This is a genomic window from Microbulbifer sp. S227A (assembly GCF_049800935.1).
In genome coordinates, this window is sequence record NZ_JBNAFZ010000027.1 from 5,001 (window position 1) to 23,151 (window position 18,151).

Sequence of the window (18,151 nt, forward strand, 5' to 3'; positions counted from 1 at the left end):
CACAACAACTCACTCAAAAACCAACAACCTTATCAACAACTTTATCCACATATGCACTCAAATCAAAGCTACAGAACCACTCAATGACGCCGATAGGGGGATGGCGACTCGGGTGTCGGGGAATCATGGGGTCAGCAGGAACTGTCTATGGTTGGGTCTTTCGCCGCCTTCTTGCCAGGTCATATCCCGGCAGACCGGTTCACCCGACTGTGAGGCGTCATGCAATTCGGGCTCATACCCTCCCAATTCGTACAAGGCCGTGAAGTGGGAAAGCTTTGTCATCGCCGGCACCCGGGATGTGGGTGGCAAGGCGTGTATGATCCTGAGAACCATCGCCACCAGCGAGGCGGCCCAAAGTTCTGCCGGCCAAGGGCGGAAACCACGGTGGATTCAAGATTGTACCCCACCGGCCCATAGGGGTGCGCCCAAAGATGCGGTGACTGCCGGTCATGAAAAAGGGCGGCCAGGCCGCCCCATTCCGTATTCGAAGATGAACCGGGGCGGTTTCCGTCCCCCCGATGCGCGCCTGGCTAGGCGACAAACTGCATATCGTCGGCGGTCAGCTGTGCGCGCAGCATGTTTTCCACGAGAATCTGATCGCCATCCCCATAGGTGATCAACACATCGTCGCCCACCTGTTGACGGCTCAGGTCCTGGTAGGTCAGCCCACCGTGGAAGGTCAGGCTGTCCTGGCCATCGGTAAAATCGGCAATCGTGTCGCGACCATCTCCCGACCGGAAGGCAAAGGTATCCAGGCCGGCGCCGCCGGTGAGGATGTCATCACCCTGACCACCATTCAGCCTGTCGGCACCGGCATCGCCCAACAGCACGTCATTGCCCTCGTCACCGAGCAGCGTGTCATCGCCAGCATTGCCGACAAGCTCATCGTCACCTGCGCCACCGATCAGGGTATCGTTACCCGAGCGGCCCCGCAGAAGGTCATTGCCGGCCAGCCCGTTGAGCACATTGTCCATATCATTGGCACCGATCAGATTGTCGCGATAGGCGGACCCGGTGACATTCTCGATGCCTTCATAAGAATCGCCTTCGGCATCGCCACGCGCACCGGTCTCTTCCCAGAGGCGCACCGTCACGCCAGTGGCGGAATTGCTGTAATCCGCCGTGTCGATACCGTCACCGCCAACCAGGCTATCGGTACCGGCGGTACCAAACAGCACGTCGTCCCCGTCGGTCCCGATGATGCTGCCGGCACCGCCATTGGCCCCCGGCACCGGACCGACCGAAAATTCCCCGACGGTCACCTCGTGCCACAGGAAATCGACAACCGTCTCATAGTTGTCGATGATCGTGCTGTTGATTTCGCCCGAGCGCGCAAAATCCGCGGGCGGTTTTTCACCGTAGGTGGCCATATAGGTGATGATGCTGGCCAGGAAATAGATCGTCGGCTCCCCGTGCGGCGCGTCGTCTTCATAGAGTTCGGTGACCGGGATCTGGTCGAACGGTGCCGTCTCCAGAAGCTTCGCGATCACAGGCCCGACCGGCAACATCCGAATGTCGTAGTCCGGGCGCGCGGTGATCAGGCTGTCGTAGTAGTCGAGCCACCAATCGTGGAACTCGGTTTGTGTGTATTCATTATAGGCCGCGAACTGGGAATCGGACGGAGGAAAGCCATAGCCGGCCATGTCGGGCCAGTTTTCATAGATATAGACCGTGATCCCCGGCTCCTGGGTATTGACCCAATCGATGATCGCCAGCGTGGAATCGACCGTCGCGATATTGCCCAGGCCGTAATCGTCCGGGTCCTGCCACTGGATGAAATTCGCCGGTGTAATCAGCACGGAGTCGTAATCCGCCTGGGCGAAAGACCAGACCCCCGCGCCTTCGGCGCTCTCGACGCCATCGAACTTCCATTGGCTATCGATGTTGTTCAGCCCGCTTTCCAGAAACTGGTAGAGGAACCCGAACTGGCCATCGGCGACAAACTCGTAGCCCGCCGCATCCGCGAGCGCATCCATCCAGACCGGAACGTTGGAATCGCTGTAGGTGTGGTTGATCAGGCTGTGCCCGAAAACATACATCCGTACGCTGTCATCATAGTTGGACACGGGATCGCCATTGCCGCCCCCGTCAGAGCCATCGCCGCCGCCCGTGCTGCCGCCGAGATCGTCGATATCGGTGCTGATCATGTCGCCCGACAGGGTCTGGCGCAGCCCGCCAGTGTCCGGCCCCGACCAGTCGAGCGCCAGCGTCGCGCCGCCGCCCGCCTCGAAATACAGCACCTCGATCGCATGCGTCCCCGCGCTCAGGTTCAGCGTCACCGATTGCTCTCGCGGCGCGTGCAGCCCGTCATTGTCGATCGCCGTATTGCCATCGATCGACAGGCTCGAACCGTCATCCGAGTTCAGGTAGAACGTATAGCTCCCCGCATCGCTTACCGTCAGCGTGGTCGTGTAGCGCGCCGCGAAATTGTCCGACGCCCCACCATCCCAGAAGCTCCCGCTCGACCCGATCGTATTCAGCGCCGCAACCGCCCGGATGGCGTCCGGCGTCGCGTCAAAGTCGATCTGGCCCAGATCGGAAACCGGCGACGCGAGCGTCCAGAACTCGGCCGCAAAATCAGATGTGATTGCCATTGGCGATTAAGTCTCCAGTTGCATCCCATGGCCCAAGCGGCACACGCAGTTCCACAGGGGAGCCGCAGTCAGAAACTTGCCGATTGAACCTATTAAAAACGGCCTGCTGCGGACATGCCGAACAGGTACATACTCCGAGCAAACACGGTTCACGTTGTAACCGCGACCCTGCTTTCTTTCGGGGTCCTCGTAAAGCATTCCCTAACGACCCTCTATTAAGGAAATGTTAAATGGCAATATTCGGCGAAAATTGGCCGCTAATTTGCGGATTGCCGCCTGAATGGACAGCGCCGCCGGGACGGGGTGCAATCACAAGAGGATGGGCCGGGGGTGGTTTCAATTTTTGATTTTGCTGGCTACTGGCTTGAATCTGCGCCCGAATCAAACACGGCACACCCCGGCCCTGCGCACCCGGATCATGGCTCTGTTTCGCTGTGAACCGCCGCGCGCGTCGGCGGATGGCCATTGCCGCGCATGCACCAGGACTCAATTCAGCAACCGTATTGGTTACAATCTTTCTTATTCGGAAGCCCAAACCTATTAACAATTGCGCGGCTTTGCCATTGCCGACAACAAAGAAAGACCCGGCCCAAACGGACCGGGTCATGCGGTATCTGGCGGAACGACAGGCCGCTCAGCCGATCCGGGCGCTCTCGGGCAGCGGTCAGGCCAACCGGCGCTCGATCAGGCGATCTGCCACCACGTGAGGCGACTCGCCAGTCTCTTCGGCGCGGGTGAACACCTGCTGAAGGGACGTCGCCAGCCCGGAAATGCGGCTTTCGCGGTAGGATGCGTCGGAGATCTTGAGGATCTCCATCGCCACATTGACGATCCCTCCGCCGTTGACGATATAGTCGGGCGCGTAGAGGATGCCCTTGTCCTGCAACCTCTGACCACAAGTTTCGTCGGCCAGCTGGTTGTTGGCCGCACCCACCACGAACCGGACCTTCAGCGCATCGATTGCCGCCGGCGTCAGCGCACCGCCCATGGCACAAGGCGCAAAGATATCCGCATCCTGGTGCAGGATTTCGTCGGGCGACACCACGGTTGCGCCAAATTCTTTCTCGGCGTGGCGGACCGCTTCTTCGTTGATATCGCTCACGATCAACCTGGCTCCCGCGCCCTGCAGCATGCCCGCAAGGCTCATACCCACATGGCCCAGACCCTGGATCGCCACGACCTTGCCGGTCAGATCCTCTGAGCCCAAACCATGTTTCAAGGTCTGCTTGACACACAGGAACACGCCGCGCGCGGTTACCGGAGACGGATCGCCGCTGGCGTAATCGCCGCCGTCAAGCCCGGCAACATAGGCGGTGCTTTCGGCAACATGGGCCATATCCTGCGTGGAAACACCCACGTCCTCGGCGGTGTAATAATCGCCGCCAAGGCTCTCGATGAACGCGCCAAAAGCCCGCATCAGCTCGGGCGTCTTCAGCGCCTTGGGATCGCCAATGATCACCGATTTGCCTCCGCCAAGCGGCAGCTCGGCCGCGGCGTTCTTGTAGGTCATGCCCCGCGACAGGCGCTCGACATCATAGATCGCATCCTCGACCCGGGCATAGTTGAACATGCGGCAGCCACCGGCGGCGGGCCCGCGCTGCAACGAGTGGATCGACACCAGCGCATGCAGGCCGGTGGCTTCGTCCCGTGCCTCGACAAGGCGCGCATAGCCCTTGCCGGGCGTGAGATCGCGAATGGTCAAACTGTGTTTCGTGGCGGCTTGAGTCATGTGATGCCCCTCCTATGGCAAGCACGAATCTGCTTCCGGCGCTCCCCGCGCAGCTGCGCTGGCGGGCGACCCAGCTTGTGGGTCTCGACCGAATAGCCGGCATATTAGCCCCGCCCCCTCAGAATGAATGTTTGAATTTGCGGCCCAAACGGAACATGATAGGATCAGAATTCGACCTTGCATCATTTGGCAAAAGGATATTTCGTGAAACCGCTGGACACCACAGATATCCGAATCCTTCGCGCCTTGCAGAACGAGGGCAACCTGCCCAACACCCGCCTGTCCGAAATCGTTGCCCTGTCCACCAGCCAATGCTGGCAACGGGTGCAACGGTTGCAGCGCGATGGCTATATCACGGGCTATAATGCCGTGATCAATCACGCCTTGCTGGGCTATTCGGATATTGTCCTGGTGGAAATCGCCGCGACCCGAGAGCAGGTGTCGCGCATTTCCGACCTCTGCGAAGAGCTGAGCCGGATACCCGAGGTTCTTGAGGTGCACCTGACATCGGGCGAGTTCGATTGCTTTATCAAGGTCGCGGTGGACGGTACGCGCGGGTTCGAGAATTTCCTCAACAAGAAACTCTATCGCATCAAGGGAATCCGAAATTCCCGGTCTTCATTTTCGCTGAAGTGCTTCAAGAACGAGCCGGGTTTCGTCCCGCAAGCGCCCTGACCGACAGTGGATGCGGTCCGGCAAGATCGGGGCGGGTCAATCCGCCCCGATAAGGATATGGGCGATCAGGCGCGCAGCTTGGGCACGCCGTCACAGGCATTGACGTCGACATCATCGAAACTGCGGCCGCAGACGCCGCATTGATCGACACCGTCGATCGCGCCCAGCCCGCCGCAGCTGCCGGTGATCCGCTTGCCCTGAAAGATGACGCCGACCGACATGCCGACAACAACCATCAAAAAGACGCCAAACGCAACGATCACGGTTTCCATGGTTTTTCTCCCCTTGGGATTCCGGCGGTTTACCCGCCGAAGTCGTCCAGCATGATATCTTCGCGCTCGACACCCAGATCGACGAGCATGTTGATCACCGACGAGTTCATGATCGGGGGACCACACATGTAATATTCACATTCCTCGGGCGACGCGTGGTCCTTGAGATATTGCTCGTACAGGACGTTGTGAATGAACCCGGTATAGCCGTCCCAATCATCATCGGGCATCGGGTCGGACAGCGCCACGTGCCAGGTAAAGTTCGGGTTCTCGGCGGCAAGCTGATCGAAATCCTCGACAAAGAACATCTCGCGCTTGGAGCGGGCCCCGTACCAGAAGGTGATCTTGCGGTCGGTGCTCAGGCGCTTGAGCTGGTCAAAGATGTGGCTGCGCATCGGGGCCATGCCCGCGCCGCCGCCGACAAATACCATCTCCTTGTTGGTGTCGCGGGCAAAGAATTCGCCATAGGGGCCGGAAATCGTCACCTCGTCACCGGGCTTCAGGTTGAAGATATAGGTCGACATCTTGCCCGGCGGCACCTTGGACGGATCGGCATGCGGCGGCGGAGTCGCGATCCGCACGTTCAGCATGATGACGCCGCGTTCCTCGGGATAGTTCGCCATCGAATAGGCCCGTTCGACCGGTTCGTTGTTGCTGGCGTGAATGTCCCACAGGGCAAACTTGTCCCAGTCTTCGCGGTATTCCTCGGCGACATCGAATTCCTTGAATCCAATCTCGTAGGCCGGGCATTCGATCTGGATGTAACCACCGGCGCGGAAATCGACATTCTCGCCTTCCGGCAATTCCAGTACCAGGTTCTTGATAAAGGTCGCCACGTTATCGTTCGAGCGGACCTTGCATTTCCATTTCTTGACTCCGAACACCTCGTCCGGGATCTGGATTTTCATGTCCTGCTTGACCGCCACCTGACAGGACAGGCGATCGCCCTCGCGCGCCTCGCGCTTGGTGATATGGCTGAGCTCGGTGGGCAGGATCGAGCCGCCGCCCTCCTGCACCTTGACCCGGCACTGCGCACAGGTGCCGCCGCCGCCACAGGCGGAAGGAACAAACAGGTTCTCGCCCGCCAGCGCGCTGAGCAGTTTGCCACCGGCCGGAACGGAAATCGTCTTTTCGCCGTTGATCTCGATATTCACCGCGCCCGAGGACACCAGCATCGACCGGGCCGCGAGGATGATCCCCACCAGCGCCAGGATGATGGTGGTAAAGAGTGCGACGCCGAGGAAGAAATCGGTCATTTGTTGATCCTCAGAGTTGAACGCCGGAGAACGACATGAACGCCATGGCCATCAGGCCGGCGGTGATGAAAGTGATCCCGAGGCCACGCAGGCCCGCCGGCACGTCAGAGTATTTCATCTTTTCGCGCAACCCGGCGAGCGCAACGATGGCCAGCGCCCAGCCGGTGCCCGACCCGATGCCGTAAACCACGCTCTCGGCGAAATCGTAATCCCGTTCCACCATGAACAGCGAGCCACCCAGGATGGCGCAGTTCACGGTGATCAGCGGCAGGAACACGCCAAGCGCGTTGTAGAGCGCCGGAAAGAACTTATCGAGAAGCATCTCGAGGATCTGAACCATCGCCGCGATCACGCCGATATAGCTGATCAGGCCCAGGAACATCAGGTCGGTCTCGTCAAAGCCCAGCCAGGTCATCGCGCCGGGTTTCAGGAACAGGTTCAGGATCAGGTTGTTGGCCGGGATGGTGATCGACTGCACCAACACCACGGCAACCCCGAGACCAAAGGCGGTGGTGATCTTTTTCGAAACCGCCAGGAAGGTACACATGCCCAGGAAGAAGGACAGGGCCATATTCTCGATGAATATGGACTTGATAAAGAGGCTAAGCAGGGCTTCCATGATCAGTGCTCACTCACCTGTACGTCGAGAATGACGTTTTCAACACGTTCCCGTTGATCGGATTTCCAGCTCCGCAGGATCCAGATGAAACCGCCGATGATGAAGAACGCCGACGGAGGCAGCAGCAGCAGCCCGTTGGGCACATACCAGCCGCCATTCGACACGGTCGGGAAAATCTCGATGCCCAGCAGCTTGCCGGCGCCGAACAATTCACGGATGATCGCAACCCCGATCAGGATGGCGCTATAGCCCAGACCGTTGCCGATGCCGTCAAGGAAACTGGGCAGCGGCGGGTTGGCCATCGCATAGGCTTCGGCGCGCCCCATCACGATACAGTTGGTGATGATCAGACCGACAAAGACCGACAGCGTCTTGGCGATATCCGGCAGAAAGGCACGCAGCACCTGGTCAACCACGATCACCAGCGACGAAATGATCACCATCTGGATGATGATGCGGATCGAGCCGGGGATGTGGTGCCGGATCATCGAGATGAACAGGTTCGAAAACGCGGTCACCGTGGTCAGGGCAACACACATAACCAGCGACACCTGAAGCGAGGACGTCACCGCCAGCGCCGAACAGATGCCCAGCGTTTGCAGGATCACCGGGTTGTTGTCGAGAACCGGGTCGAGGATGAGCTTCTTGCGGTCAGCCATTGGTTGCCAACTCCTCTGTCATGTTCTTCAGGAACGGGCCGAACCCGTCCTGTCCGGCCCAATAGCGGACCAGGTTATGCACCCCGCGAGAGGTCAGCGTGGCACCGGCCAGACCGTCGACCTGATAGTCACCCGTGGCCCCCGATTTGACGATCTCGATCGATACTTGGCCATCGTCGCCAAAGAGCTTCTTGCCCGGCCATTGCGCGCGCCAGGTCGGGTTGTCGACCTCGCCGCCAAGACCCGGTGTTTCCGCGTGCTGATAGAATTGCAGGCCGACGATCTCGTTGCCATCGGGCTTGAGCGCGACAAAGCCGTACAAGGTGGACCACAGGCCATAGCCATGCACCGGCAGGATGATGGTTTCGAACCCGTCATCCGCCGCGTCCCTGACCAGGTAGATGGTCGCGTATTGCACGCGCCGCTTGATCTGGGCCGGGTCCTGCTCCGCGGTCAGCGCGGTGCTCAGCTCGGGATCACGCTCGGCCAGGCGTTCGTCATAGGTTTCCGGGTCGACCGCATCGGTGAACTCGCCGGTGGCCAGATCGACAACGCGCGGCTCGATACGTTCGGCATAGACCGCGCCGACATCGGTGCCGGCATCATACAGCCCGGCAACCTGAAGGATGTTGGTCTGTTTCGACAGCTTGGCATTCGCCTCTTGCAGCGGGCGCAAACCGATGGCCGCCGCCGACACCAGAACCGAACCCACCAGACACAGCGCCACCGCCATGAAGATGATCTTGAACGGGTGATCGTTGGAAAAGATCGACTTGTTCTCAGCCATTGCGACGAGCCCTCCGCCGGATGTTGGCACTGACGACAAAGTTGTCGATGAGCGGCGCAAAGACGTTGCCAAACAGGATGGCCAGCATCATGCCCTCGGGGAAGGCTGGGTTCACCACCCGGATCAGCACACACATCACGCCGATCAGCCCGCCATACCACCAGCGCCCGGCATTGGTCATTGCCCCCGAAACCGGTTCGGTCACCATGAAGATCAGCCCGAACATATAGCCGCCCACCACGATATGCCACCAGAACGGCATCGCGAACATCGGGTTGGTATCGCTGCCGATCAGGTTGAACAGGCTGCTCATCAGGATCGTCCCGACAAGGCAACCGGCAATCAGGCGATAATTGGCAATTCGCGTATAGAGCAGGAACAAACCGCCCAGAAGGATCGCAAAGGCCGAGGTTTCCCCGATCGAGCCATCCATGAAGCCCCAGAACGCGGTCCACCAGTCAAGCCCGATCGCCGGCAGCGCCTGATAGCCGTCGCTGGCGCTGATGCTCAGGGCGGTGGCACCGGAATAGCCATCGACCGGCACCCAGACCGAATCGCCCGACATCTGCGCCGGATAGGCGAAATACAGAAACGCGCGCCCGACCAGGGCCGGGTTCAACAGGTTCTTGCCCGTTCCGCCAAAGACTTCCTTGCCGATCACAACGCCAAAAATGATGCCCACCGCGACCTGCCACAGCGGGATCGTCGCCGGAACGATCAGCGAATAAAGCATGGAAGTGACAAAGAAACCTTCGTTCACCTCGTGTCCACGGATCACCGCAAAAGTGACCTCGACGATACCACCGACGATGAGCGTCGTCAGATAGATCGGGACGAAATAGAGGAGCCCGTGAAAGAAACACGCAAGGATGTTGCCCGGATCATAGCCGATGCCAAAGCTATCCAGCACCCAGCCGCGCCAGCCGCCCGCCGTCTCCTGACCCAGGTTGGCAAGCGCGGTGTTGGCCTGGAACCCGGTATTGTAGAGACCGAACAGGATCGCCGGGATGGTTGCGATCACCACATAGGTCATCACCCGCTTGAGATCGATCGCCGCCCGTGCGTGCGGCGCGAATTTCGTCACGGTCTTGGGGCTGTAGAAAATCGTGTCGAACATTTCATAGACGGCATAGTACTTTTCGTACTTGCCGCCCTTGGTGAAATGCGGCTCGAGCGTGTCGAGAAAGTTGCGCAAACCCATTGTCAGCCTTCCGCTTCGATTTTGTCGAGATTGACCCGGAGGGCCAAGCCGTATTCGTATTTGCTCATGCAGACATAGGAACAGAGCGCGAGGTCTTCCTCGTCAAGCTCAAGCGCCCCAAGCTGCTGGGCAACGTCGGTATCGGAAACCAGGATCGCGCGCAGCATCTGTGTCGCGAGAATGTCCATCGGCATGACGTCTTCATACAGCCCGATGGGGATCATCGCGCGCGGCGATCCGTTGAGATTGGTGTGGAACCTGATCTTGTCCAGCCCCAGCAGGCTCGACAGATGCACCTTGGCGGTGGCGAATTTCTTCGACGACGGGATGATCCAGCCAAAGAAATCGCGATGCTTGCCCTCGGGCAGCAAGGTCACCTGGTTGTCAAAGGCACCGACATAGTTGAACGCGCCCTGCGCATGCATGCCGCTCAGAACATCGCCCGAGATCACCCGCATGTCTTCACTGCTGCTCTCACCATGCACCAGCTCGGCCAGCGAGGCACCGCGACGGGTGCGCACCAGGCGCGGCCTGGTCGCCGCAGGTCCGGCAATCGCCACCACCTTGGAGGTCGGCAGCCGCCCGGTGCGGAACAGTTCTCCCACGGCGATCACGTCCTGATAGCCGATATGCCAGACCGTCTTGTTGCCATCGACCGGGTCAAGAAAGTGGATATGTGTCCCCACCAGCCCCGCCGGATGCGGCCCGTCAAAACTGCTGACCGAAACAGTCTCGCCGTTGATCGCGGGCATTTGCGCACCGGTTTGATGCACGACATGGGTTGTGCCCTCGGTCAGCCGGGACAGGATCGCCACACCATTGGCGAAATCCTCGCTCGCGGCCCCGATGACCGTCGCCGGATCCCCCGCCAAGGGCCGGGTGTCCATCGCCGTCACGAACAGGGCCGCGGGCGTTGTCGCCGGATCGGGCACCTTGGAATAGGGCCGCGTGCGCAGACAGGTCCACAGGCCCGAGGCCAGCAGGTTGCGCACGACATCCTCGCGCGCCAAATCCGCCAGCGCGTCGGTGGCAACCGCCTGGAACTCGACCGCGTCGTCGCGATCTTCGATCTGGATCACCACCGATTGCAGAACCCGCCGCGCGCCCCGGTTGACGGCCCGGACCTGTCCCGCCGCCGGGGCTGTATAGACGACACCGTCAAACCGCTTGTCCTCGAACAGCGGCTGGCCAAGCGCGACCTTGTCGCCCTCTTCCACCAGCATCCGGGGTTTGAGGCCCACGAAATCGGCGGCAACCACCGCGCAAGCGGCCACATCCACCGCCGGTTCGATCCCCTCGCCTTGCGGCGCGCCATCGATCGGCAGGTTCAGGCCGCGACTGAGTACAACATTCCTGCCTCTGTCAGAGGTTTGTGCAGCGATTGACATTTCGGTCTTGCTTTCCAATCCGCATTTCAGCCCCGGGCATGCTCCTGGGCGCAGTTAACGTGCCTTATCGCGAATCACCCCACGATGTAACATGAGACAAAGCGGCCCAGCCTTGGCGTATCAGCCCACCATTGCCTGCTTGATCTTGAGGTTCTCGTATTCGACTTCCTGGAGCCGGTGCTTAACGACGTCTCGCACGGAAACCAACCCCACAAGATGACCATCTTTCTGAACCGGCATGTGCCGGAAGCCCCGGTTGGACATGATTTTCATCACTTCCTCGATGGTATAGTCCGGCGTGCAGGTGATCGGATCGGGCGTCATGATGGTTTCAATGGCCCCGTCGACATCCTTGCCCGCATCGATCATGTGCACGACATCGCGTTCCGACACGATCCCGACCGGTTCCAGTTCGGAATTGACCACCACCAGCGCACCGATTCGCATCCGGGTCAGCATGCCCACCGCCTCGCGCACGGTCGTGTGCGGTGTCACCGAATGCACCTCGTCGCCCTTGTGACGCAGGATATCCTCGACCCTAATGCCCGGCGAGTTGACGCCCAGGCTCCACTCTTCGGTCTGCGAGTGGGTGTGCGCATCCTTGTCGTCTTTTTCCATTCTGCCCTGATAAGAAGTTGGTGCCATGATCGTCCTCCTTGCCCAATTCAGACTGCATAGTTTGCCGGATTTCACAACGTCAAATCAGCGGCGCGAACGCCCTGCGCCATTCTGCCTCCGCCCATGGCGCGACAAATGGCGCTTTGCATCTGGAAACCACCAACGAGACGCTTTAGGGAATAGGGTGACCAACGGGCCGCTCATGATCGCGGCGCGACCTAGAATCTTATGGAGACTTTGACCCATGCTTTCACGGCGAGACTTCATCCGTGGCGCAAACGGCATCGCGCTGACGATACCGTTTCTCGGCCTGATCGGATGCGATGACACCCGCGCCGATGGTGCACACAGCATCAGCGGCAAGACCATGGGAACGACCTATAATGTCAAAGTCGCCCGCGCGCCCGGCACGGTCGACGGCGATGAGCTCGCATCGCGCATCCAGGCCAGCCTTGATGGCGTCGAAGACCTTATGTCGACCTATCGCACGACCTCGGAGTTGTCGTTGTTCAACGCCGACGCGCCGGGCAGCCGCCGTTCGGTATCCCCCGACACCGCGCGGGTTGTGGAAACCGCCCTCGCCGTTGCCGACATGACCGGCGGCGCATTCGATCCGACGGTTGGCCCGCTGGTCGATCTATGGGGGTTCGGCCCCAAGGGCGGACGCGCCGACATCCCTGCCCAGGCAGAGATTGCCGCCGCCATGTCCGACCTGGGGTATCGCAATATTTCCGTTTCCAACCAAGGGCTTGCCAAGACTTCTCAGGCGCGGCTCGACCTCTCGGGCATTGCCAAGGGTTATGGCGTCGACAAGGTTGCCGAACTGCTCGATGCCGAAGGGGTCGAACATTACCTGGTCGAAGTCGGTGGCGAAGTGCGCACCCGCGGCCTGTCACCCGAAGACCGGGCCTGGCGGCTTGGCATCGAAAAACCCAACCCGGCCGTGCGCGACATTCAGCATGTTGTCGGCCTGTCGGGCTATGCCCTGGCATCCTCGGGCAACTATCGCATCTTCTTTGAAGCCGACAGCCAGCGCTTTGCCCATATCATCGACCCGCGCAATGGCCGTCCTCTGACCCATGACCTGGCCTCGGCAACCGTCATCGCCGACACCACGACACGGGCGGATGCGCTGTCCACCGCGATGCTGGTGATGGGGGCCGACAAGGCAATGCGCTTTGCCCGTGAAAACGATATCGCCGCCTACCTGATCTCGGGCCGCGACGGCAACTTTACCGACACCGCATCGCCGGCATTCGAACGCCTGTTCAGCGCGTGATCGCGGCGTAACGCCCCCGGAAAAACACCAGCGGATCGGCCGCGACCAGCGGCCGAATCGCCACCACGCGACCGATCAGGATATGATGATCGCCCGCCTCGAGCACACGCTCCTGCCGACAATCCAGCGCCGTCAATGCCTCGGGGAACACCGGACAGCCGGTGCTGAGGGTACCGGTTGTCACCCCCTCGAGCCCATCCTCGGCCTCTTGCGCGAACCGGTTTGACAACTCGATCTGCGCATCGCTCAGGATGTTCACGGCAAAATGCCCGGCCTTCAGGAAGCGGTCGAGATGAAAGGCCGATTTGTCGAGGCAGAACAGGATCAGCGGCGGATCCAGCGACAGCGAGGTAAAGGAATTGATCGTGACGGCACAGGCGTTCCTGCCGATCTCGCCACAAGTCACCACCGCGACACCGGTGGCAAACCCGCCCAGGGCCGCGCGCATTCGCTCGGGAGATGGGTCCTGATAAGGTTCTCCGCTCTCCGGCGTGTTGCTCACCATTCGCCCCCCTTCTCTCTCGCTGCGCAGCCCGTCATGTGCCGCGATCGGATTCCACCAACTGCGTGCGCTCGCGAATAGCCAGTACCGACGAATAGGACGACACGCTATAGGGCACCAGGAAGGTCAGCAAAATCTTGAACACACCGCCAGCGCCAAGCGTCCCCGACAGGATCTTGTCGCCATGGTTGATCATCGCCAGTACCACGCCGACAATCAACGCGATCTTGGCGGCCCTGCGCACAACAGAGGGTCGGGTGGCCAGCCAGAGAAAGCTCTCCTTGTCGTCTGGCTTGCTGGATGACGTTTCGCTCATGTGTTCTTCTACCATTTCGCCGGGGCCCGCATTGCGAAATCCGGTCGGTTCCAATTCAGGGTTTCAAATCCGTTCGCCGGAAAGCGTGCAGCAAGCAGGCCATGCACAGGATGTCCAGCATCCCTCCGGGTTTCGACATCCGGCTCCCTCCCTCTCTTGCGCCGCGTTCCATTGCCGGTTTCGACGCGCTGCATTTCCATCACTCCGCCGCCGGCCTGCGCCGCGGATCAGCCCCCTCTACGCGGTTGTATCGATCCCGGAATACGCAACCAGGTCAGACACGCTCAGCCGTCCGTCGCGTTTTTCAAAGGTTTGGATATATTCAACCATCGTGTGCGAATGCTCGCGCATCATGCCTTCGGCGCGCACCGGATCGCCCTTTTCGATAGCTTCGTAGATCACCCGGTGCTGGGCATTCCCAAGCCGCAGACGAAAAATCGCGCGTTCTTTCTGCTTCGGCGTGTCCGCCGCATGGCGGTCGAACACCATCGATCCAACCGCCAACATCGGAAGATGCGAGATCTGGGCGCAGGTATAACCGACATATTCGTTGCCACAGGCCCCGAGGATCGTCGTGTGAAACGTCTTGTTCGCACCCTGCGCCTCGCGAATCGCGGCTTCGTCCAGCCGCCCGGCTTCAACAAACCGGTCGATCTCGTCGATGGCGCGGGCCATGTCCGGCAGGTGAACGGCGCGGTCCGCACTCTGCGCCATCAGCCGCGCTGCGAGGCTTTCCAGGTGGCCGCGTACCTGCACCGCCTGCAAGATGTCGGCAACCGTCGGACTTTGCACCAGATAGCCCCGTCCCTCGCCCCGGCGCACGATCCCCTCGCGCTCAAGCAGGCGCAGGGCCATGCGGACAGGGGTGCGCGACACGTTATGCGTTTCACATAGCCGGGCCTCGGATAGGCGCTCGTTCTCGCCATATGCACCATAGATGATGTCGCTGCGAATACGCGCGGCAAGTTCGCTGTCGATAGACTCCATGGCCCATATACAGGAGATTTGGGATCCCAAAGTCAAGACGCCTTGGGCCCGTTTTTATGAAATCCCTCATTTTTCGCTTGCTTTGGGATCCCGTATTGGTGTTTTCTACCTGTAATCTGGCGAGAATCGTGGCGCCCGCACTGATTTTTTCATGTTTGGGATCCCAAGCCGACAGGACTCGCCAAAACCATTCAGGGAGGGACGGATGGATTTGAGGCGTTTGTTGGGCGTTGTTGTAGCGGCGTTTGGGGTTGGGGTTTCGGCGGTTCCGGCGGGGTCGGACGAGTTGACGGTTGCGACGTTTGTGCCGCCTCAGCATCATACGAACACGGTTATGTTTTCGTGGTTTGGCGAGGAGCTTGAGAAGCGGTCCGGGGGGACGTTGACGATGAAGCTTTTCCCGGCGGGGCAGCTTGGTGCGGGTCCGGTTCAGCAATACAAGCGCGCGGTCGAGGGGGTTGCGGACATCACCTTTGGCGTTTCGGCCTATACGCCGGCGCTGTTTCCCAAGACGATGCTGGCGATCCTGCCGGGCAAGTCGGAGAGTTCGGCGGAGGCGACCCGGCGTATGCTGGCGGCGTTTGACGCGCATCTGGCGGATGAATACGAGGACGTGAAGGTGATCGGCCTGACCACCGCCGCCGGGATCGGGATCGCGGCGACGCGGGACATGTCGACGATGGAGGGGCTCAAGGGGGCCAAGGTGGTGCCCTATGCGGCGCTGACCACGCCGATTGTCGAGGCGATGGGCGCGGTTCCGGTGCAGATGCCGGTGACCGAGATGTATACGGGCCTGTCCACCGGCACCATCGACGGCGCCTATTCGACCTATAACAACATGACGCCGCCGTGGAATTTCTGGGATGTGGCATCGCATTTCGTGACCAATGTGCCGGTGCAGCACGCGGTGATCTTCGTGGTGATGAACCGCGACCGTTACGAGGGTCTGAGCGAGGCCCACCGCGCGATCATCGACGAGCTGGCGGGCGAGGCCGCGTCGATGAAGCTGGCCGAGAGCTTTGACGGGGCCGACGCGAAATCGCTGGCCATCATGCAGCAGACCAGCGGCAAGAATTACACGCTGGTCGAGGTGTCGGACGACGAGCGCGCCAGGATGGATGCCGCGGTGGCCGAGGGGCTCAAGGTGATCTTTGCCGATTACGCGGAGCGCGGCATCGACAATGCCGAGGCCATCTACAACGCGCTCAACCAGTAACCCCGCAACCGGGGCGCGCCGCCCCGGTCTGCCGCGGTTTCCCCTGGAGGACCCCATGACGCATGAACCGAAACTGCCCGGCATCATCGCGATGCTGGACCGTCTGCTGATCCTGTTTTCGCTGATCCTGGGCGGTGCGACGCTGGTATTCATGACCGGGTTTTCGGTCTGGAACGTGCTGGTCATGCGCAAGGCGCTGAACAGCCCGATCGTCGGGGCCGAGGACCTGCTGATCCTGTCGCTGGTGGTGATCGTTGCCCTGTCGGTGCCGCTGGGGGCGCGGACCGGGGCGCATATCGAGATCGAGGTGCTGGAATCGCGGATGTCCGCCGGCTTTGCCAAATGGTCGATGGTGGCGGTCAAGCTGCTGGCGGTTGGCCTGCTTGCGCTCATGGCCTGGCGGCTGTGGCATGCCGGTCAGAGCGCCGCGAAATTCGGTGAGACCACGCAACAGCTGCTGATTTCCTTTGGTCCGTTCTACCACATGCTGTCGGTCTCGGCGGCGATCTACGCGGCGGTCATCGTCCTGGACATCTGGCAATTGCTGCGCTCCGGCAAGGTCGCGCCGCTCAGGATCGGTGGAGAGCTGTGATGATCGACATGACCCTCCTGGGGCTGCTGGGTCTGCTGGCCCTCTTCGTTCTGCTGGCGCTGCGCATGCCGGTTGCCCTGTCGATGCTGGGGGTCGGCTTTGCCGGCACCGTCATCGCCAATGCCAACAAGTTCATCGCCGTCGGCATGGAGGCCGGCCAGGCCTGGGCGCGGGGCTGGACCATCGCCTATTCCAACCTTGCCGGCGAGACCTTCGAGGCGGCGTCGAACTTCAACCTGCTGGTGATCCCGATGTTCGTGCTGATGGGCAATCTCGCGGGTGTGTCGGGCATGTCCAACGACCTGTTTGCCGCCGCCTATCGCTGGATGGGGCACATGCGGGGCGGGCTGGCCTCGGCGACCATCGCCGCCTGTGCCGGCTTTGCGGCGCTCTCGGGGTCTTCGCTGGCCTCGGCGGTCACCATGGGCCGCGTCGCGCTGCCCGAGATGAAGCGCTACAACTACGCCGACAGCCTCGCCACCGGGTCGGTGGCGGCGGGCGGAACGCTGGGCTTTCTGATCCCGCCCTCGGGGGGCATGATCATCTATGCGGTGCTGACCGAGCAATCCATCGGCCGGCTGTTCATGGCCGGTGTCTTTCCGGGCATCATCCTGACGCTGCTGTTCATCGGCGCGATCTATCTCGTGGTGGCGCGCAAGCCCGAATCCGGGCCGCGCGGCGCGGTCTCGAGCCGGGCCGAACGCCTGGCGGCGGGCTGGCGCGCCGCGCCGATCCTGAGCGTCGTCCTGATCACCATCGGCGGCATGTACACGGGGTTCTTCACCCCGGTCGAGGCCTCTTCGGTGGGGGCTTTCCTGACCTTCCTCGTGGCCCTGTGGCGGCGCCGGCTGGACCCCGCCGCGCTGCGGGCGGTGATCCTGCAGACGATGAATGCCACCGCGACCGTGTTCCTGATCATCATCGGCGCCTTTGTCTTCATCCCGTTCATGTCGATCACCGAGGTGCCGGCCCAGCTGGTGACCCTGCTGACCTCGCTGCCGATCGGCGACCTGGGCGTGCTGCTGGTGATCATCCTGGCCTACATGTTCCTGGGCATGTTCCTGGAATCCATGGCGATGCTGGTGCTGACCATCCCGGTGGTCATCCCGATCGCCATCGGGCTGGACTGGGACCTGATCTGGTTCGGCATCATCGTGGTGATCGTGCTCGAGATGGGCATGATCTCGCCGCCGGTGGGGATCAATGTCTTCATCGTCAAATCCATCGCCCCCGACGTGCCGATGGGCCAGATTTTCCGCGGCATCTGGCCGTTCTGGTTCGCCATGGCGGCCATGCTCGGGCTTCTCATCCTCTTTCCGCAGATCGCGCTTTTCCTGCCCCGGGCGATTGTCGGCGGGTAGCACAAGACAGGAGACGTCTCATGGACGCGCAGACAGATATCAGAACGCTTCGGCACTTTATCGGCGGTGACTGGTGCGCCGCCGGGGGCGGCGAAACCCT

At 61.1% G+C, this 18,151-nt stretch carries 19 protein-coding genes; 5 read left to right on the plus strand and 14 right to left on the minus strand.

What is annotated here, in order from left to right; all coding sequences use genetic code 11:
* Positions 1–530 precede the first annotated feature (530 nt).
* The 3 genes from ACP15R_RS26030 to ACP15R_RS26040 form a co-directional block, all read right to left on the minus strand.
* Positions 531–2,594, minus strand: coding sequence for a PA14 domain-containing protein (locus ACP15R_RS26030; protein WP_424988765.1), 2,064 nt, complete (start codon positions 2,592–2,594; stop codon positions 531–533).
* A 226-nt stretch (positions 2,595–2,820) separates the two neighbouring features.
* Positions 2,821–3,201, minus strand: coding sequence for a hypothetical protein (locus ACP15R_RS26035; protein ID WP_424988766.1), 381 nt, complete (start codon positions 3,199–3,201; stop codon positions 2,821–2,823).
* Positions 3,202–3,258: 57 nt separating this feature from the next.
* Positions 3,259–4,323, minus strand: coding sequence for a Glu/Leu/Phe/Val family dehydrogenase (locus ACP15R_RS26040; protein WP_424988767.1), 1,065 nt, complete (start codon positions 4,321–4,323; stop codon positions 3,259–3,261).
* A 204-nt stretch (positions 4,324–4,527) separates the two neighbouring features.
* Here ACP15R_RS26040 and ACP15R_RS26045 point away from each other — a divergent pair, with 204 nt between their 5' ends.
* Complete coding sequence (locus ACP15R_RS26045) at positions 4,528–4,998, plus strand: Lrp/AsnC family transcriptional regulator (RefSeq protein WP_424988768.1); 471 nt, start codon at positions 4,528–4,530, stop codon at positions 4,996–4,998.
* A gap of 65 nt (positions 4,999–5,063) precedes the next feature.
* Here ACP15R_RS26045 and nqrM read toward each other — a convergent pair whose 3' ends face one another.
* The 8 genes from nqrM to ACP15R_RS26085 form a co-directional block, all read right to left on the minus strand.
* Positions 5,064–5,270 carry a (Na+)-NQR maturation NqrM gene (nqrM, locus tag ACP15R_RS26050; protein ID WP_424988769.1) on the minus strand — a complete coding sequence of 69 codons (207 nt, stop codon included), beginning with the start codon at positions 5,268–5,270 and terminating at the stop codon, positions 5,064–5,066.
* A 29-nt stretch (positions 5,271–5,299) separates the two neighbouring features.
* Entirely contained in the window at positions 5,300–6,526 is a 1,227-nt protein-coding gene (gene nqrF / locus ACP15R_RS26055; RefSeq protein WP_424988770.1) for an NADH:ubiquinone reductase (Na(+)-transporting) subunit F, read from the minus strand.
* Positions 6,527–6,536: 10 nt separating this feature from the next.
* The gene (gene nqrE / locus ACP15R_RS26060; RefSeq protein ID WP_424988771.1) at positions 6,537–7,145 is read right to left on the minus strand and encodes an NADH:ubiquinone reductase (Na(+)-transporting) subunit E; all 609 of its coding nucleotides are present in this window, start codon (positions 7,143–7,145) and stop codon (positions 6,537–6,539) included.
* Between the two features lie 2 nt (positions 7,146–7,147).
* Positions 7,148–7,804: an NADH:ubiquinone reductase (Na(+)-transporting) subunit D gene (locus ACP15R_RS26065; protein WP_424988772.1), complete on the minus strand. Its 657-nt coding sequence runs from the start codon at positions 7,802–7,804 to the stop codon at positions 7,148–7,150.
* Positions 7,797–8,591, minus strand: coding sequence for a Na(+)-translocating NADH-quinone reductase subunit C (locus tag ACP15R_RS26070; RefSeq protein WP_424988773.1), 795 nt, complete (start codon positions 8,589–8,591; stop codon positions 7,797–7,799). Before ACP15R_RS26070 ends, ACP15R_RS26065 begins: the two co-directional genes overlap by 8 nt.
* A complete protein-coding gene (locus ACP15R_RS26075) occupies positions 8,584–9,792 on the minus strand; it encodes an NADH:ubiquinone reductase (Na(+)-transporting) subunit B (protein ID WP_424988774.1) in 1,209 nt (402 codons plus the stop codon). Before ACP15R_RS26075 ends, ACP15R_RS26070 begins: the two co-directional genes overlap by 8 nt.
* 2 nt (positions 9,793–9,794) lie before the next feature.
* The gene (locus tag ACP15R_RS26080; protein ID WP_424988775.1) at positions 9,795–11,180 is read right to left on the minus strand and encodes a Na(+)-translocating NADH-quinone reductase subunit A; all 1,386 of its coding nucleotides are present in this window, start codon (positions 11,178–11,180) and stop codon (positions 9,795–9,797) included.
* 120 nt (positions 11,181–11,300) lie between these two features.
* A complete protein-coding gene (locus ACP15R_RS26085; RefSeq protein ID WP_424988776.1) occupies positions 11,301–11,825 on the minus strand; it encodes a CBS domain-containing protein in 525 nt (174 codons plus the stop codon).
* A 217-nt stretch (positions 11,826–12,042) separates the two neighbouring features.
* Here ACP15R_RS26085 and ACP15R_RS26090 point away from each other — a divergent pair, with 217 nt between their 5' ends.
* Positions 12,043–13,077, plus strand: a complete 1,035-nt coding sequence (locus ACP15R_RS26090) for an FAD:protein FMN transferase (protein WP_424988777.1) — start codon at positions 12,043–12,045, stop codon at positions 13,075–13,077.
* Here the strand turns inward: ACP15R_RS26090 and ACP15R_RS26095 are convergent.
* The 3 genes from ACP15R_RS26095 to ACP15R_RS26105 form a co-directional block, all read right to left on the minus strand.
* Entirely contained in the window at positions 13,067–13,579 is a 513-nt protein-coding gene (locus ACP15R_RS26095; RefSeq protein ID WP_424988778.1) for a flavin reductase family protein, read from the minus strand. The two genes, ACP15R_RS26090 and ACP15R_RS26095, sit on opposite strands and share 11 nt — an antisense overlap.
* Positions 13,580–13,613: 34 nt before the next feature.
* Positions 13,614–13,895, minus strand: a complete 282-nt coding sequence (nrtS, locus tag ACP15R_RS26100; RefSeq protein WP_424988779.1) for a nitrate/nitrite transporter NrtS — start codon at positions 13,893–13,895, stop codon at positions 13,614–13,616.
* A 237-nt stretch (positions 13,896–14,132) separates the two neighbouring features.
* Positions 14,133–14,882: a GntR family transcriptional regulator gene (locus ACP15R_RS26105; protein ID WP_424988780.1), complete on the minus strand. Its 750-nt coding sequence runs from the start codon at positions 14,880–14,882 to the stop codon at positions 14,133–14,135.
* Between the two features lie 205 nt (positions 14,883–15,087).
* Here ACP15R_RS26105 and ACP15R_RS26110 point away from each other — a divergent pair, with 205 nt between their 5' ends.
* The 3 genes from ACP15R_RS26110 to ACP15R_RS26120 are packed head-to-tail and all read left to right on the plus strand — an operon-like array spanning position 15,088 to position 18,051.
* Complete coding sequence (locus ACP15R_RS26110) at positions 15,088–16,098, plus strand: TRAP transporter substrate-binding protein (protein WP_424988781.1); 1,011 nt, start codon at positions 15,088–15,090, stop codon at positions 16,096–16,098.
* Between the two features lie 55 nt (positions 16,099–16,153).
* On the plus strand, positions 16,154–16,690 hold the full coding sequence (locus ACP15R_RS26115) for a TRAP transporter small permease (RefSeq protein ID WP_424988782.1): 537 nt from the start codon (positions 16,154–16,156) through the stop codon (positions 16,688–16,690).
* Positions 16,690–18,051, plus strand: a complete 1,362-nt coding sequence (locus ACP15R_RS26120; RefSeq protein ID WP_424988783.1) for a TRAP transporter large permease — start codon at positions 16,690–16,692, stop codon at positions 18,049–18,051. Before ACP15R_RS26115 ends, ACP15R_RS26120 begins: the two co-directional genes overlap by 1 nt.
* Positions 18,052–18,151 lie beyond the last annotated feature (100 nt).

What these genes read in the sequence shown, in the direction of transcription:
- ACP15R_RS26110 (WP_424988781.1), top strand. Translation starts at nt 15,088, where the DNA reads ATGGATTTGAGGCGTTTGTTGGGCGTTGTTGTAGCGGCGTTTGGGGTT.
- ACP15R_RS26090 (WP_424988777.1), top strand. Translation starts at nt 12,043, where the DNA reads ATGCTTTCACGGCGAGACTTCATCCGTGGCGCAAACGGCATCGCGCTG.
- nqrM (WP_424988769.1), bottom strand. Translation starts at nt 5,270, where the DNA reads ATGGAAACCGTGATCGTTGCGTTTGGCGTCTTTTTGATGGTTGTTGTC.
- ACP15R_RS26065 (WP_424988772.1), bottom strand. Translation starts at nt 7,804, where the DNA reads ATGGCTGACCGCAAGAAGCTCATCCTCGACCCGGTTCTCGACAACAAC.
- ACP15R_RS26085 (WP_424988776.1), bottom strand. Translation starts at nt 11,825, where the DNA reads ATGGCACCAACTTCTTATCAGGGCAGAATGGAAAAAGACGACAAGGAT.
- nqrE (WP_424988771.1), bottom strand. Translation starts at nt 7,145, where the DNA reads ATGGAAGCCCTGCTTAGCCTCTTTATCAAGTCCATATTCATCGAGAAT.
- ACP15R_RS26040 (WP_424988767.1), bottom strand. Translation starts at nt 4,323, where the DNA reads ATGACTCAAGCCGCCACGAAACACAGTTTGACCATTCGCGATCTCACG.
- ACP15R_RS26030 (WP_424988765.1), bottom strand. Translation starts at nt 2,594, where the DNA reads ATGGCAATCACATCTGATTTTGCGGCCGAGTTCTGGACGCTCGCGTCG.
- ACP15R_RS26070 (WP_424988773.1), bottom strand. Translation starts at nt 8,591, where the DNA reads ATGGCTGAGAACAAGTCGATCTTTTCCAACGATCACCCGTTCAAGATC.
- ACP15R_RS26120 (WP_424988783.1), top strand. Translation starts at nt 16,690, where the DNA reads ATGATCGACATGACCCTCCTGGGGCTGCTGGGTCTGCTGGCCCTCTTC.
- ACP15R_RS26105 (WP_424988780.1), bottom strand. Translation starts at nt 14,882, where the DNA reads ATGGAGTCTATCGACAGCGAACTTGCCGCGCGTATTCGCAGCGACATC.
- ACP15R_RS26075 (WP_424988774.1), bottom strand. Translation starts at nt 9,792, where the DNA reads ATGGGTTTGCGCAACTTTCTCGACACGCTCGAGCCGCATTTCACCAAG.
- ACP15R_RS26080 (WP_424988775.1), bottom strand. Translation starts at nt 11,180, where the DNA reads ATGTCAATCGCTGCACAAACCTCTGACAGAGGCAGGAATGTTGTACTC.
- nqrF (WP_424988770.1), bottom strand. Translation starts at nt 6,526, where the DNA reads ATGACCGATTTCTTCCTCGGCGTCGCACTCTTTACCACCATCATCCTG.
- ACP15R_RS26115 (WP_424988782.1), top strand. Translation starts at nt 16,154, where the DNA reads ATGACGCATGAACCGAAACTGCCCGGCATCATCGCGATGCTGGACCGT.
- ACP15R_RS26035 (WP_424988766.1), bottom strand. Translation starts at nt 3,201, where the DNA reads ATGACCCGGTCCGTTTGGGCCGGGTCTTTCTTTGTTGTCGGCAATGGC.
- nrtS (WP_424988779.1), bottom strand. Translation starts at nt 13,895, where the DNA reads ATGAGCGAAACGTCATCCAGCAAGCCAGACGACAAGGAGAGCTTTCTC.